This window comes from Bradyrhizobium sp. BR14999 (assembly GCF_056106085.1).
The window spans coordinates 7,063,159-7,076,551 of record NZ_CM148536.1 but is presented as its reverse complement, the minus strand read 5'-3'; the positions used below and the strand labels follow the sequence as shown (position 1 = coordinate 7,076,551).

At 65.2% G+C, this 13,393-nt stretch carries 9 protein-coding genes; 4 read left to right on the top strand and 5 right to left on the bottom strand.

Features of this window, described 5'->3' with window-relative positions; genetic code table 11:
* Positions 1-40: 40 nt before the first annotated feature.
* From ACR9YP_RS33040 to ACR9YP_RS33030, 3 genes are all read left to right on the top strand, one after another.
* Positions 41-1,735 (top strand): methyl-accepting chemotaxis protein, encoded by a 1,695-nt coding sequence (locus tag ACR9YP_RS33040; protein WP_438109947.1) that lies wholly within the window; start codon positions 41-43, stop codon positions 1,733-1,735.
* Between the two features lie 169 nt (positions 1,736-1,904).
* Positions 1,905-5,084, top strand: coding sequence for an efflux RND transporter permease subunit (locus tag ACR9YP_RS33035; RefSeq protein ID WP_438109945.1), 3,180 nt, complete (start codon positions 1,905-1,907; stop codon positions 5,082-5,084).
* The gene (locus ACR9YP_RS33030; RefSeq protein ID WP_474217872.1) at positions 5,071-6,267 is read left to right on the top strand and encodes an efflux RND transporter periplasmic adaptor subunit; all 1,197 of its coding nucleotides are present in this window, start codon (positions 5,071-5,073) and stop codon (positions 6,265-6,267) included. The genes ACR9YP_RS33035 and ACR9YP_RS33030 overlap by 14 nt, the downstream gene beginning before the upstream one ends.
* A 105-nt stretch (positions 6,268-6,372) precedes the next feature.
* On the opposite strand, the gene ACR9YP_RS33025 is transcribed toward ACR9YP_RS33030, so the two are convergent.
* On the bottom strand, positions 6,373-7,890 hold the full coding sequence (locus tag ACR9YP_RS33025) for an acetyl-CoA acetyltransferase (protein WP_438109943.1): 1,518 nt from the start codon (positions 7,888-7,890) through the stop codon (positions 6,373-6,375).
* Between the two features lie 114 nt (positions 7,891-8,004).
* Entirely contained in the window at positions 8,005-9,138 is a 1,134-nt protein-coding gene (locus ACR9YP_RS33020) for a nitronate monooxygenase (protein WP_474217871.1), read from the bottom strand.
* Between the two features lie 269 nt (positions 9,139-9,407).
* Here ACR9YP_RS33020 and yghU point away from each other — a divergent pair, with 269 nt between their 5' ends.
* A complete protein-coding gene (yghU, locus tag ACR9YP_RS33015) occupies positions 9,408-10,280 on the top strand; it encodes a glutathione-dependent disulfide-bond oxidoreductase (protein ID WP_438109941.1) in 873 nt (290 codons plus the stop codon).
* A gap of 199 nt (positions 10,281-10,479) precedes the next feature.
* Here the strand turns inward: yghU and ACR9YP_RS33010 are convergent, their stop codons facing one another.
* The 3 genes from ACR9YP_RS33010 to ACR9YP_RS33000 form a co-directional block, all read right to left on the bottom strand.
* Positions 10,480-11,757, bottom strand: coding sequence for an acyl-CoA dehydrogenase family protein (locus ACR9YP_RS33010; protein ID WP_176945975.1), 1,278 nt, complete (start codon positions 11,755-11,757; stop codon positions 10,480-10,482).
* Positions 11,758-12,055: 298 nt separating this feature from the next.
* Complete coding sequence (locus tag ACR9YP_RS33005) at positions 12,056-12,436, bottom strand: VOC family protein (protein ID WP_091895255.1); 381 nt, start codon at positions 12,434-12,436, stop codon at positions 12,056-12,058.
* Between the two features lie 113 nt (positions 12,437-12,549).
* Complete coding sequence (locus tag ACR9YP_RS33000; protein ID WP_438109939.1) at positions 12,550-13,329, bottom strand: SDR family NAD(P)-dependent oxidoreductase; 780 nt, start codon at positions 13,327-13,329, stop codon at positions 12,550-12,552.
* Positions 13,330-13,393: the final 64 nt, after the last annotated feature.

The following is a 13,393-nucleotide window of genomic DNA, read 5'->3' as shown; positions in this document are numbered from 1 at the left end:
CTGTTTGGAAAGAATGCATTTTCAATTCGTTGGGGCCCCGATGCGCAAGAATTTTCCCGTCACCGATGTCGAATATCCCGTCAGCGACGAGACGCTGATCGTTTCCAGGACCGACCTCAAGGGCAAGCTCACCTATTTCAACGAGGACTTCCTCGCCGCCGCCGGCTTCACGTCGGCGGAACTGATGGGCCAGCCGCACAACATCGTCCGCCACCCCGACATGCCGCCGGAGGCGTTCGACAATCTCTGGGACACGCTGAAGGCGGGTAAGCCGTGGCTCGGCGCGGTGAAGAACCGCCGCAAGAACGGCGACTTCTACTGGGTGCTGGCGACTGCCTCGCCGATCCGGGAAAATGGCCAGGTCACGGGGTACACCTCGATCCGCACAAAATTGCCGGCCGACCAGCGCAGGCTCGCGGAAGAGGTTTACGCCGCGATCCGTGAGAAGAAGCCGCATGGCTATCGCATCGATGCCGGCATCATCCGCCGTCGCTCGCTGCTCGACCGCTTCAGCGTCTTCACCGGGACGCTGAAAGCACGCCTCGTCACGACGATGGCGCTCCAGGTTCTGTTCATTCTTGCGCTCGGCATTAGCGGCGCGCTGTCGACCGGCGGTTCGACCAGTCTGGTCCTGTCGCTGCTGGCTTTGGTCGGCGCTACCGTCGTCGGCTTCGCTGGATTTGCGACCATGCGCACGATCCAGGGGCCGATGCAGCACCTCAACGATACCTTGGTCAACCTCGTCCAGGACAAGCTGGACAATCGCATCGTCATCGAGCGCGACGACGAGATCGGCGAGGCGCTTCGCAATCTCCAGACTGTGCAGACCATCATCCGCTTCAGCCGCGACGAGGTGCAGGCGGTGCAGCGCCGTGCCGAGGCGCAGCGCAAGACAGATATGACCAAACTCGCCGACGGCTTCGAGGCCGCGATCGGAGAGATCGTCGAGACCGTGTCGTCGGCCGCGACCGAGCTCGAGGCTTCGGCTTCGACCCTGTCCTCGACTGCCGGCCGGGCGCAGGAATTGGCCACGGCGGTCGCATCCGGCTCGGAGGCGGCCTCCAGCAACGTCCATTCGGTGGCAACGGCGGCCGAGGAGATGTCATCCTCGGTCCGCGAGATCGGCCGCCAGGTGCAGGATTCCACCAGGATCGCGAGCGAGGCGGTCAGCCAGGCGCATGCCACCACCGAGCGTGTCAGCGAATTGTCGCGAGCGGCATCGCGGATCGGCGACGTCGTCGAACTCATCAACGCCATCGCCGGCCAGACCAATCTCCTGGCGCTCAACGCCACGATCGAGGCGGCGCGGGCGGGCGAGGCCGGTCGCGGCTTCGCGGTGGTGGCTTCCGAGGTCAAGGCGCTCGCCGAGCAGACGGCGAAGGCCACCGGCGAGATCGGCCAGCAGGTCGGCGGCATCCAGGCGGCGACGCAGGATTCGGTCAGCGCCATCGGCGAGATCAGCGGCACTATCGCGCGCCTGTCGGAGATCGCTTCGGCGATTGCGGCGGCTGTGGAGCAGCAGGGCGCGGCAACCCAGGAGATCGCCCGCAACGTGCAGCAGGCCGCCCACGGCACCCAGCAAGTCTCGTCCAATGTCGGCGACGTCCAGCGCGGCGCCTCCGAAACCGGCTCGGCCTCGTCGCAGGTGCTGTCGGCGGCGCAGATGCTGTCGCGCGACTCCAACCGCCTCAAGCTCGAGGTCGGCAAGTTCCTGGACACGGTCCGCGCCGCGTGAAGCACGCAGCCGCATGGCTGCAATGTAGATTTCGCAGTGCGGTAGCAGGGAAGTGAATGCGCGAAGGCCGCCGGAGGTTAGCGTTTCCGGCGGTGCTCGGGTAAAGGGGGAATGGGGATCGCCCGGGGGCGGATTCCACATCCTCGTTTGACCTGGAATTGTCTGGCGCATGATTGCTCTGGTCCGTATTGCCCTGAGCCGGCCCTATACTTTCGTCGTGCTCGCGCTGCTGCTGCTGATCATCGGACCGCTCGCGGCACTGCGGACCCCAACCGACATCTTCCCGGACATTCGCATTCCCGTGATCGGCGTGGTCTGGCAGTACACCGGCCTGCCGCCCGACCAGATGTCCGGCCGCATCACGACGCCGTTCCAGCGCGCGCTGACGACGACGGTCAACGACATCGAGCACATCACTGCCAATTCCTATAACGGCTTTGGCATCATCAAGATCTTCTTCCAGCCCAACGTCGATATCCGCACCGCCAACGCGCAGGTCACCGCGATCTCGCAGACGCTGCTGAAGCAGATGCCGCCGGGCGCGACGCCGCCCTTGATCCTGAACTACTCCGCCTCCACCGTTCCGATCATCCAGGTGGCACTGTCGGGCGAGGGGCTCACCGAGCAGAACCTTGCCGATATCGGCATCAATCAGCTGCGCACGCCGCTGGTCACAGTACCCGGCGCGGCGATCCCGTACCCGTTCGGCGGCAAGCAGCGCCAGGTCCAGATCGATCTCGATCCGACCGCGCTGCAGGCCCGCGGCCTCTCGGGCCAGGACGTCGCCAATGCGCTGGCCGCCCAGAACCTGATCACGCCGGTCGGCACCCAGAAGATCGGCCAGTTCGAATACAACATCCAGCTCAACAACTCGCCGCTCCGGATCGACGAGCTCGGCAATCTGCCGATCAGGACCGTCAACGGCGCCATGGTCTATGTGCGCGACGTCGCAAGCGTGCGCGACGGCAACCCACCGCAGACCAATATCGTCCATGTCGACGGCAACCGCTCGGTGCTGATGATGGTGCTGAAGGCGGGCGCGACCTCGACGCTCGATATTATCGCCGGCATCAAGCAGAAGGTGATCGACGTCAAGGACCAGCTGCCTGACGCGCTGAAGATCGGCTTCATCGGCGACCAGTCGGTGTTCGTCCGTGGCGCGATCCAGGGCGTCGCCTTCGAGGGCGTGATCGCGGCGCTGCTCACCAGCGTCATGATCCTCCTGTTCCTCGGCAGCTGGCGCTCGACCATCATCATCGCGGTCTCGATCCCGCTGTCGGTGCTGGGCGCCATCATCATGCTGTCGGCGATCGGCGAGACGCTCAACATCATGACGCTCGGCGGCCTCGCGCTCGCCGTCGGCATCCTCGTCGACGACGCCACCGTGACGATCGAGAACATCAATTACCATCTGGAGCAGGGCAAGCCGGTCGAGCAGTCGATCCTCGACGGCGCCAATCAGATCGTGACGCCGGCCTTCGTGTCGCTGCTCTGCATCTGCATCGTGTTCGTGCCGATGTTCTTCCTGACCGGCGTCGCGCGCTTCCTGTTCGTGCCGATGGCGGAAGCCGTGATGTTCGCGATGATCTGGTCGTTCATCCTGTCGCGTACGCTGGTGCCGACCATGGCGAACTACCTGCTGCAGGCGCATGTTCACCACGAGGGCGGGCCGCCGAAGTCGCGCAATCCCTTCGTCTGGCTCCAGCGCGGCTTCGAAGCGGGGTTCGAGCGCATTCGCGGTGGCTATCGTGGTTTGCTCGGCCTCGCGCTGGCGCACCGCGCGGTATTCGTGATCGGCTTCCTCTGCGTCGTCGGCGCGTCCTTCGCGCTGGTGCCGTTCCTCGGGCGCAACTTCTTTCCCGCGGTCGACGCCGGCAACATCCTGATGCATGTCCGCACCCAGGTCGGTACCCGCGTCGAGGAGACCGCCAACCAGCTCGCCGACGTGCAGAAGGCCGTTCGCAAGCTGATCCCGGGCGAGATCGAGACCATGACCGACAACATCGGCATGCCGATCTCTGGCATCAACATGACCTACAACAACACCGGCGTCATCGGCCCGCAGGACGGCGATATCCAGATCAAGCTGAAAGAAGGCCACAAGCCGACCGAAGAACATGTGCGCGTGCTGCGTGAGCAGCTGCCGCGATTGTTCCCCGGCGTCAGCTTCGCGTTCCTGCCCGCCGATATCGTCAGCCAGATCCTGAATTTCGGCGCGCCCGCGCCGATCGACCTGCAGATCCGCGGCGCCAATCTCAGCGCCAACTTCGCTTACGCGAACAATCTGCTGGCAAAGGTCCGCAGGATTCCCGGTGTTGCCGATGCGCGCATCCAGCAGTCGCCGAACAATCCGACCTTCAACATCGATGTCGATCGCACCCGCGCGCAATATGTCGGCCTGACCGAGCGCGACGTCACCAACAGCCTCGTGGTCAACCTCGCCGGCTCCTCGCAGGTGGCGCCGACCTACTACCTCAACCCCGACAACGGTGTGTCCTACTCGATCGTGATGCAGACGCCACAATACCAGATCGACTCGCTCAGCGCGTTGCAGACGCTGCCGATCACCGCCGCCGGCAATGCGCAGTCGCCGATCCTCGGCGGCATCGCCGACATCAAGCGCTCGACCTCGAGCGCCGTGGTCTCGCAATACGACATCCAGTCGATGGTGCAGATCTTCGCGACCACGTCGGGCCGCGATCTCGGCGCGGTCGCCGCCGATATCCGTCAGCTGATTGCCGACACCGCCAAGGAGGTGCCGAAGGGGTCCTCCGTGGTGCTGCTCGGTCAGGTGCAGACCATGAACAGCGCCTTTACTGGTCTCCTGTTCGGCCTGCTTGGCGCCGTCGTGCTGATCTATTTCCTGATCGTCGTGAACTTCCAGTCCTGGTCCGATCCCTTCGTCATCATCACGGCGCTGCCGGCCGCGCTCGCCGGCATCGTCTGGATGCTGTTCATGACGGAGACGACGCTGTCGGTGCCGGCGCTCACCGGCGCCATCATGTGCATGGGCGTTGCCACCGCCAACAGCGTGCTCGTGATCTCCTTCGCGCGCGAGCGCTACGCGGAGCTGGGCGATCCCGTCGCCGCTGCGCTCGAAGCCGGCTTCGTCCGGTTCCGCCCGGTGCTGATGACCGCGCTCGCCATGATCATCGGCATGGCGCCGATGGCCCTGGGGCTCGGCGAGGGCGGCGAGCAGAATGCGCCGCTCGGCCGCGCCGTGATCGGCGGCCTGATCTTTGCAACCTTCGCAACGCTGATGTTTGTTCCTGTGGTGTTCAGCATGGTACACAAGAAACAAGGCGCCAAAGCCGCCGCCTCATTGGAGACCCCGCATGTCGCCCACTGAACCCCGCTCCCCGGTGTCGCACCGGAAATTGGGCATCTTCGGCGTGGTGGCGCTGATCGCGGCTGGCCTCGTCGTGGGCACCGGCATCCGTGCCCGCGAGGAGCAGGGCTCCAAGCTGAAGGAATGGACCGATGATCAGGCCGTTCCCAGCGTTGCGGTGACCCAGCCCAACGCCAAGGTCCTCAACGCCACCATCGATCTGCCGGGCCGGCTGGAAGCCTACTACCGCGCGCCGATCTTCGCGCGCGTGTCGGGCTATCTGAAGAGCTGGAACGCCGACATCGGCGCCCGCGTCAAGGCAGGGCAGGTGATTGCCGAGATCGAGGCGCCGGACCTCGACCAGCAGCTGTTGCAGGCCCGAGCCGACCTCGCCAGCCAGCAGGCCAGCGCCAGGCTGTCGGAGGCAACGCTGAACCGGCGCAGGACTCTGGTCGCCTCGAACTTCGTTTCCGCGCAGGAGATCGACGAGCGCACCGCCGATCTCTCCAACAAGAACGCCGCCGTGCATTCGGGCCAGGCCAATGTGGAGCGGTTGGAAGCGCTGGCCGGCTACAAGAAGATCACCGCGCCGTTCGATGGCGTCGTCACCGCGCGCGACACCGACGTCGGCGCGCTGATCAATGCCGGCGGCGGGGCAGGCCCGGCGATGTTCGTGGTCTCCGACATCACCAAGCTGCGCGTCTACGTCAACGTGCCCCAGAACTATGTGCCGGCGATCAAGATCGGCGCCAAGGCCACCATCACCCTGCCGGAATATCCGAACCGAACCTTCCAGGTGACAGTGGAAGCCTCCTCCCAGGCCGTCGACGTCGCCTCCGGCACCACGCGCATGCAGCTCGGGCTCGACAATTCCTCGGGCGAGCTGATGCCCGGCGGGTATGCCAGCGTGAAGCTGAACCTCCAGCGCGATGCCGCGCCGCTCAGCATCCCCGCCAGCGCGCTGATCTTCAACGGCAGCGGCCTGCGCGTTGCGACCGTCGGTCCCGACGACAAGGTGCTGTTCAAGACCGTCACCATCGCCCGTGACCTCGGCCGCGAGATCGAGCTGGCCTCGGGCATTGCGCCCGATGATCGCGTCATCACGGCACCGCCGGACGGCTTGTCGGATGGGGATGCGGTACGCGTGGTTGGCGCCAAGGCCAAGCCGGCGACGGCTTCGGAGAAGCAGGCGCCAAGGAGCTAGGCAGTCTCGTAGGGTGGGCAAAGGCGCTCTTGCGCCGTGCCCACCATTACGTCCGCCATCGTGGCAAGATGGTGGGCACGCTCCGCTTTGCCCACCCTACGAGAGCTACGCCACCCGCCACTCCGGCACCCCGTCGGCAGCCATCGTGATCTCGCCGCGCGAGCCTACCGGCGTGCGATCCATGTTGAGCAGATGCGCTAGCGTCGCGCTGTCGCTCGCCGGAATCCGCGCCAGCGTGCGCCGGTCATCCTCCGTGCGCAGCATCACCACGCCGTGCTCGACATCGCCGCCGCGGCCGTAGAGCACGGTAAAGCTCTCGACCTTGCCCCCGCCAGTTGCCTCCGTGACGAATTCCGGTACCGCGCGTTTGTTGCGGTCCGCCACCGCCTGCACGCTCGTGTCCTGCACCAGCGCCTCGCGCGGCGGCGTTTTCGACACCACCAGCGCATGGTGCTTGGTGACGAAGCCGCCCTGGCCGTAGAGCAGGCCGAGCTTGGCGCCGTCGCGCACACGGCGGACCATCGCGCAGGCCGCGTGCGTCATGTAGGTGTTGAGCGGGGCGCCGAAGAAGGTGAGGCCGCCGGTCACGGTCGGTTGCACATCGGCGCCCAGGCCCAGCGTCCGCCGTGCCATCTTGGGCACGCACGGGAAGCAGCTGTAGAGCTCGATGGCGTCGAACTGTTTGCCGTCGCCGCCGGCAAGATCCATCACCGCCTTCAGCACCGCGTTCTGCGGATGGCTCTCGTAGAACTGGTCGCGCAGGAGATAGTCGCGCGGCTCCTCCGCCGAGGCGCCGCCGAGCGGATAGATCAGTCTGTCCTCGGCAATCCCGGCCGCCCGCGCCTTGGCGAGGCTCGTGAGCAGCAGCGCGCCGCCCATGTTGACGCTGGGATTGGCGACCATCAGCTTGTTGTAGGGCCACGCGATCAGGCGATTGTCGGCGGTCGGCGTCGTGATTTCGTCAGGCGCATAGCGCCGCTTCAGCCAGGCGTTGGGATTCTGCGCGGCAGCTTCCGAATAGCGCGACCACAGCGTGCCTGATTCCGCCATCGCCTCGCGCGGCGTCTGGCCCCAATGCGCGGAGGAGGCCGCCTCATAGAACGGATAGACGGTGACGGGCCGGAACACGCCAAGCTTCACAGCGAGCGGCTTCTGGAACGCTGCGCCGCGCTTGGGCTCCTCAACGTCGTGCGCGAACGGCGTCCACGGCAGCTTGACGCCGGCGCGCTCAGCCTTGGTTGCGGTCGATTGCGCCTCGGCGCCGCAGATTGCTGCCACGGTGCATTCACCGCGCGCGATGCGCTTTGCCGCCTCGTGGATGTAGCGGATCGGGCTCTCGCCGCCGACCGGGCCGTAGTAGCAATGCGACGGCGAAATGCCGAGCCGTTGCGCCAAAAGCCTCTCCGGATCGCGATAGCGCCAACTCAGGAAGTTGACGACGTCGAGCGACTGCACCTCGCCAAGCAGCTTTGCGCCGGCGTCTGCTTCCGCGCGCCGCAGCGCCTGTTCCAGGAGATCGAGCGGCTCGAGGCCTTCGGTGATCTCCTTGGGACGGTCGACGATCTCGCCGATGCCGACGATGACGGGGATGCGGTCTTCGGGGATATTGTTCTTATCTGTCATGCTTCAATTCACGATGTCAGTTGTTTCGTCATTGCGAGCGCAGCGAAGCAATCCAGACTGCCGCCGCGGAAAGATTCTGGATTGCTTCGCTGCGCTCGCAATGACGAGTAGGGCCTACTCCGCCACCAGCGCATTCATGTGCTCAACGGCCTCGGCGAACTCTTCCTTGAACTCCTGCACCACGGCGCCGGCCGATTTCACGCTGTCGATCAGCCCGACGCCCTGGCCGACGAAATAGCTGACAAGATCGCGCGCCTTGGCGTTGCCGCTCGCCGCCGCGCGGTCGATGGAGTTGAAAGCGTCGCGGCTGATGATGCTTTGCAGCGGCATCGGCAGCGCGCCCGGGCTGTCCGGCGCGCGGTCCCAGGCATCGGTCCAGACCGAGCGGAGCTGACGTGCCGGCTTGCCGGTGCGGCCCTTCGAGCGCACCGCGTCGCGCGAGGACGCCGCGATCATCTTCTCGCGGAAGATCTCCGTGGTCTCGGCCTCGACGGTGGCCAGCCACACCGATCCGGTCCAGGCGCCGGCCGCGCCCATCGCCATGCAGGCCGCCATCTGCCGTCCGGTCATGATGCCGCCGGCCGCCAGCACCGGCACGTCCCGGATCTTTTTGATCGCCTTGATCACCTCCGGCACCAGCACCATGGTCGAGACCTCGCCGCAATGGCCACCGGCCTCGGTGCCCTGCACGACGAGGATGTCGACGCCGGCCGCGACTTGGCGCAGTGCGTGCTCCTTGGCGCCGACAAGCGCGGCAACGGGCACGCCATGCTTCTTGCCCATCTCGATCATCGCCTTCGGCGGCACGCCCAGCGCATTTGCGATCAAGCGAATCGGATGATTGAAGGAGACCTCGAGCAATTGAAGCGCGGTCTTCCCGTCGAACGGCTGCGGCTGATTGTCTGCCACTTCAGTGGTCGTCAGCTCGATATCGTATTTCTTCAGGAGGTCGCGCGTGTAGTTGCGGTGCTCTTGCGGCACGCGCGCTTCCAGGCTCTTCCAGGTGACGTCCTTCTCGCCCGCGGTGGAGATGTTTTCGGGGATCAGCACGTCGATGCCGTAGGGCTTGCCGTCGACGTGATCGTCGATCCACTTCAGTTCGCGTTCGAGCGTATCCGGCGTGTGCACAGTGGCGCCCAGCACGCCGAAGCCGCCGGCGCGGCTGACGGCGGCAACGACGTCGCGGCAATGGCTGAAGGCGAGCAGCGGGAACTCGATGCCCAGCATGTCGCAGATCGGCGATTTCATGGCTCTCTCCCGGCGGCGGGCCATCGCTTGCTCTTGTTGCTTTCCTCGGGCGAAGGCATCCCGACGCTAGCCCATCACCACCGGCGATGCCACGCCGGATTCTGAGGCGCATCTTGCGTGCAGGCGCCACGTGCAGGACGGGTTGCAGGGACGAGTGCCATGACGAAATGGAGAGCGGCCCCGCCCGGCAATGCATGTCGGCGCCCTTGTCAATTTTACCGGTCTCGCTAGCTAACGTTGCACGCGCCCTTCCGCGCCGGAGCATTTTCATGACCGACACCCCCTACGTACCGCCCAAAGTCTGGACCTGGGACAAGGAAAATGGCGGGCAGTTCGCCAACATCAACCGCCCGATCGCCGGGCCCACCCACGACAAGGAGCTGCCGGTCGGTCGCCACCCGCTCCAGCTCTACTCGCTGGCGACGCCGAACGGGGTGAAGGTCACGGTGATGCTGGAGGAGCTTCTGGCGCTCGGCCAGAAGGGCGCCGAATACGACGCCTGGTTGATCAGGATCGGCAACGGCGATCAGTTCGGCAGCGGCTTTGTCGACATCAATCCGAACTCCAAGATCCCGGCGCTGATGGACCGCTCCGGGCCCGAGCCGATCCGCGTGTTCGAGTCCGGCTCGATCCTGTTCTATCTCGCCGAGAAGTTCGGCGCCTTCCTGCCGAAGGACGTCAAGACCCGCACCGAGGCGATGTCCTGGCTGTTCTGGCAGATGGGCAGCGCGCCCTATCTCGGCGGCGGCTTCGGCCATTTCTACGCCTACGCGCCGACCAAGATCGAATACGCCATCGATCGCTTCGCGATGGAGACCAAGCGCCAGCTCGACGTGCTCGATCGGCGGCTCGCCGACAGCGAATATCTCGCGGGCAGCGAGTACACTATCGCCGACATGGCGGTGTGGCCCTGGTACGGCGCGCTCGCCAAGGGGCTGGTCTATGGCGCCGGCGAATTCCTCTCGGTGCAGGACTACAAGAATGTGCAGCGCTGGACCGACCAGATCGCCAAGCGCCCGGCCGTGAAGCGCGGCCGCATGGTCAACCGCGTCTCCGGCGATCCCGCCAGCCAGCTCCACGAGCGCCACGACGCGAGCGACTTCGAGACCAAGACGCAGGACAAGCTCGCGCCGGTGACGTAGGGCGGTGCTCCCTTCACCTCTCCCCGCCTGCGGGGAGAGGTCGAATTCGATCGTAGATCGAATTCGGGTGAGGGGACTCTCCGCGAGTCCGACTGACACCGTCCTTGCGGAGGCTCCCCCTCACCCTGATCCTCTCAGCGCGAGCGAAGCTCGTCGCGGCCCCGCAAGCGGGGAGAGGGGAAAAAGAGAGGGAGGGGACTCACGCCATGCTCAGCTCGTGGCGCCCCACCACCATCCAGTGCACCTCGTCCGGACCGTCGGCGAAGCGGAGGTGACGGACGTCCTGGTACATCTCGGCCAGCGGGGTCCAGTGCGAGATGCCGGTGGCGCCGTGCATCTGGATCGCCTGATCGATGATCTTGCAGGCGCGCTCCGGCACCATGGCCTTGACCATGGAGACCCAGACGCGGGCTTCCTTGTTGCCGAGCACATCCATCGCCTTCGCCGCCTTCAGCACCATCAGCCGCATCGCCTCGATCTCGCAGCGCGCCTGCGCGATGATCTGCATGTTGCCGCCGAGATGGGCGATCTTCTTGCCGAAGGCCTCGCGGGTGAGGCCACGCTGCACCATGAGGTCGAGCGCCTTCTCGGCCTTGCCGATGGTGCGCATGCAATGATGGATGCGGCCGGGGCCGAGGCGGAGCTGCGAGATCTCGAAGCCGCGGCCTTCACCGAGCAGCATGTTCTCCTTTGGCACCCGCACATTGTTGAAGCGCATATGCATGTGACCGCGCGGGGCGTGGTCCTGGCCGAACACGTACATGGGGCCGAGCACCTCGACGCCGGGCGTGTCGCGCGGCACCAGGATCTGCGACTGCTGCTTGCTCGGCGCCGCATCCGGATTGGTCTTCACCATCACGATGAGGATCTTGCAGCGGGGATCGCCGAGACCTGAGATGTAGTACTTCTCGCCGTTGATGACCCATTCGTCGCCGACGAGCTTGGCCGTCGTCGAGATGTTCTTGGCGTCGGAGGAGGCGACGTTCGGCTCGGTCATGACATAGGCCGAGCGGATCTCGCCGTTGAGCAGCGGCTTCAGCCATTTCTCCTTCTGCTCCTTGGTGCCGACGCGCTCCAGCACCTCCATGTTGCCGGTGTCGGGCGCCGAGCAGTTCATGGTTTCCGAAGCCAGCGGGCTCTTGCCGAGCTCGGCTGCGATATAGGCGTAGTCGAGATTCTTCAGGCCCTGGCCGGTCTCGTCATCGGGCAGGAAGAAGTTCCAGAGGCCTTCCTGCTTGGCCTTGTTCTTGGCCTTCTCCAGCACCTCGAGCTGCTTCGGCGTAAAGCTCCAGCGATCCTCCTTGCTCTCGCCGGCCTTGGCAAACTCGATCGACATCGGCTCGACGGTATCGCGGATGAATTTCTTGACGTGATCATAGAGCGGCCGGACCTGGTCCGACATCCTGAGGTCGTTGAGCTCGTCGCCGGGATTGAGGGTGTAGTTGGTGGTGCGGGGAATGTAGGTGTGTTTTGTCATTGTTCCTCCCGGATCGTTGAGACTGCTGAGGCGGAGAATAGTCGCAGCGTGGCCAAAGTGCGAGCGCGCATTTTTCGCGCGCGCCATGCCATGCGATGGAATTTCGCAAGGGCGTTTGAAACGTTGTTTGAATGGTGCTGGGCGGGAGGCGGCAGGCGCGCGCCTCACTCTCCGCTGTCATCGCCCGGCGAAGACCGGGCGATCCAGTATTCCAGAGACCGCAGTGATTGAATCGAGAAGCTGCGGCGTACTGGATTCCCCGCTTTCGCGGGGAATGACAGCGGTGGGGGTAGCTAGCTCACGCCGGCATCCGATGCATGGCGCAGATCTTGTTGCCGTCGAGGTCGCGCAAATAGGCGAGGTAGAGCTTGCCGCCAGGGCCCTGGCGGATGCCGGGCGGATCCTCGATCGATTTTGCACCGGCGGCGACTCCGGCCGCGTGCCAAGCCTCGACCTGCTCCGGCGAATTGCAAGCAAAGCCGATCGTGCCGCCATTCGCGCAGGTCGCCGGTTCGCCGTTGATCGGCTTCGACACCGAGAACACACCGGTCTTGGTGATGTAGAAGATGCGGTGGCCGTCGACCCTGGCCGGCCGCACCTCGAGCGTGCCGAGCAGCTTGTCGTAGAACGCCTTGGCCTTGTCCAAGTCGTTGGTGCCGATCATGACGTGCGAGAACATTTTGCCTCCCTCAGAGTTTGTAGCCCGGATGGAGCGTAGCGAAATCCGGGTCTTGCTTGCTTTTGGCCGTCCCGGATTGCGCTTCGCTCCATCCGGGCTACGAGAAAGAAAAATCAGAACGCCGTATAGCCGCCGTCGATCACGAACGTATCGGCGGTGTGATACGACGACGCCTTGCTCATCAGATACACGGCGATGCCGCCGAAATCGGATGCCTCGCCGAAGCGCCGCACCGGAATGCGCGGCATCACATTGGCGACGAATTTTTCGTTCGCCATGATGCCGGCGGTCATGTCGCTCTTGATCCAGCCGGGCAGGATCGCGTTCGCGGTGACGCCGTAACGCGCCAGCTCGACGCCGAGCGCGCGCACCAGCGCGTTGATGGCGGCCTTGGTCGCCGCATAGTGCTCGTTGCGCGCGGTGCCGAAGATCGAGGCGAGGCTCGAGGTGGCAACCAGCCGGCCGAAGGGATCGCCGGCATTGGCGCGCTCGGTCATGTGCTTTGCCGCGGCCTGGAACGCATGAAACACGCCGTCGAGATTGGTCGCAAACATCGTGCGCCATTCCTCCTCGGTGCGCTCGATGAAGGAGCGCCGGCCGCCGCCGCCGATACCGGCATTGGCAAAGCAGCCGTCGACCCGGCCGAACGTGTCGAGCGTCGCCTTCATCGCGGCATTGACCGAGGCCGGATCGGTGACGTCGCAGACGCGGGTGTCGACCTTGCCGGCAAGGCCGGCCAGGCTCGCGGCAGCGCTGCTGTTCTTGTCAGGATTGCGGCCCCAGATCGAGACGTTGCAGCCCTGGCCGGCGAGCGCGTGCGCGATGCCGAGCCCGATGCCGCCATTGCCGCCGGTGATCACGGCGACGCGGCCGGTGAGGTCGAAAAGGTCCATGGCGCGTTTCCTGTTTTGGGCAAGGCATCTTGGCATGCAGCGCATCAGCCGCTGCGCGCAAGAT

Coding starts and splice junctions, on each gene's coding strand:
- ACR9YP_RS33040 (WP_438109947.1), top strand. CDS start 41: ATGCGCAAGAATTTTCCCGTCACCGATGTCGAATATCCCGTCAGCGAC.
- ACR9YP_RS33035 (WP_438109945.1), top strand. CDS start 1,905: ATGATTGCTCTGGTCCGTATTGCCCTGAGCCGGCCCTATACTTTCGTC.
- ACR9YP_RS33030 (WP_474217872.1), top strand. CDS start 5,071: ATGTCGCCCACTGAACCCCGCTCCCCGGTGTCGCACCGGAAATTGGGC.
- ACR9YP_RS33025 (WP_438109943.1), bottom strand. CDS start 7,890: ATGACAGATAAGAACAATATCCCCGAAGACCGCATCCCCGTCATCGTC.
- ACR9YP_RS33020 (WP_474217871.1), bottom strand. CDS start 9,138: ATGAAATCGCCGATCTGCGACATGCTGGGCATCGAGTTCCCGCTGCTC.
- yghU (WP_438109941.1), top strand. CDS start 9,408: ATGACCGACACCCCCTACGTACCGCCCAAAGTCTGGACCTGGGACAAG.
- ACR9YP_RS33010 (WP_176945975.1), bottom strand. CDS start 11,757: ATGACAAAACACACCTACATTCCCCGCACCACCAACTACACCCTCAAT.
- ACR9YP_RS33005 (WP_091895255.1), bottom strand. CDS start 12,436: ATGTTCTCGCACGTCATGATCGGCACCAACGACTTGGACAAGGCCAAG.
- ACR9YP_RS33000 (WP_438109939.1), bottom strand. CDS start 13,329: ATGGACCTTTTCGACCTCACCGGCCGCGTCGCCGTGATCACCGGCGGC.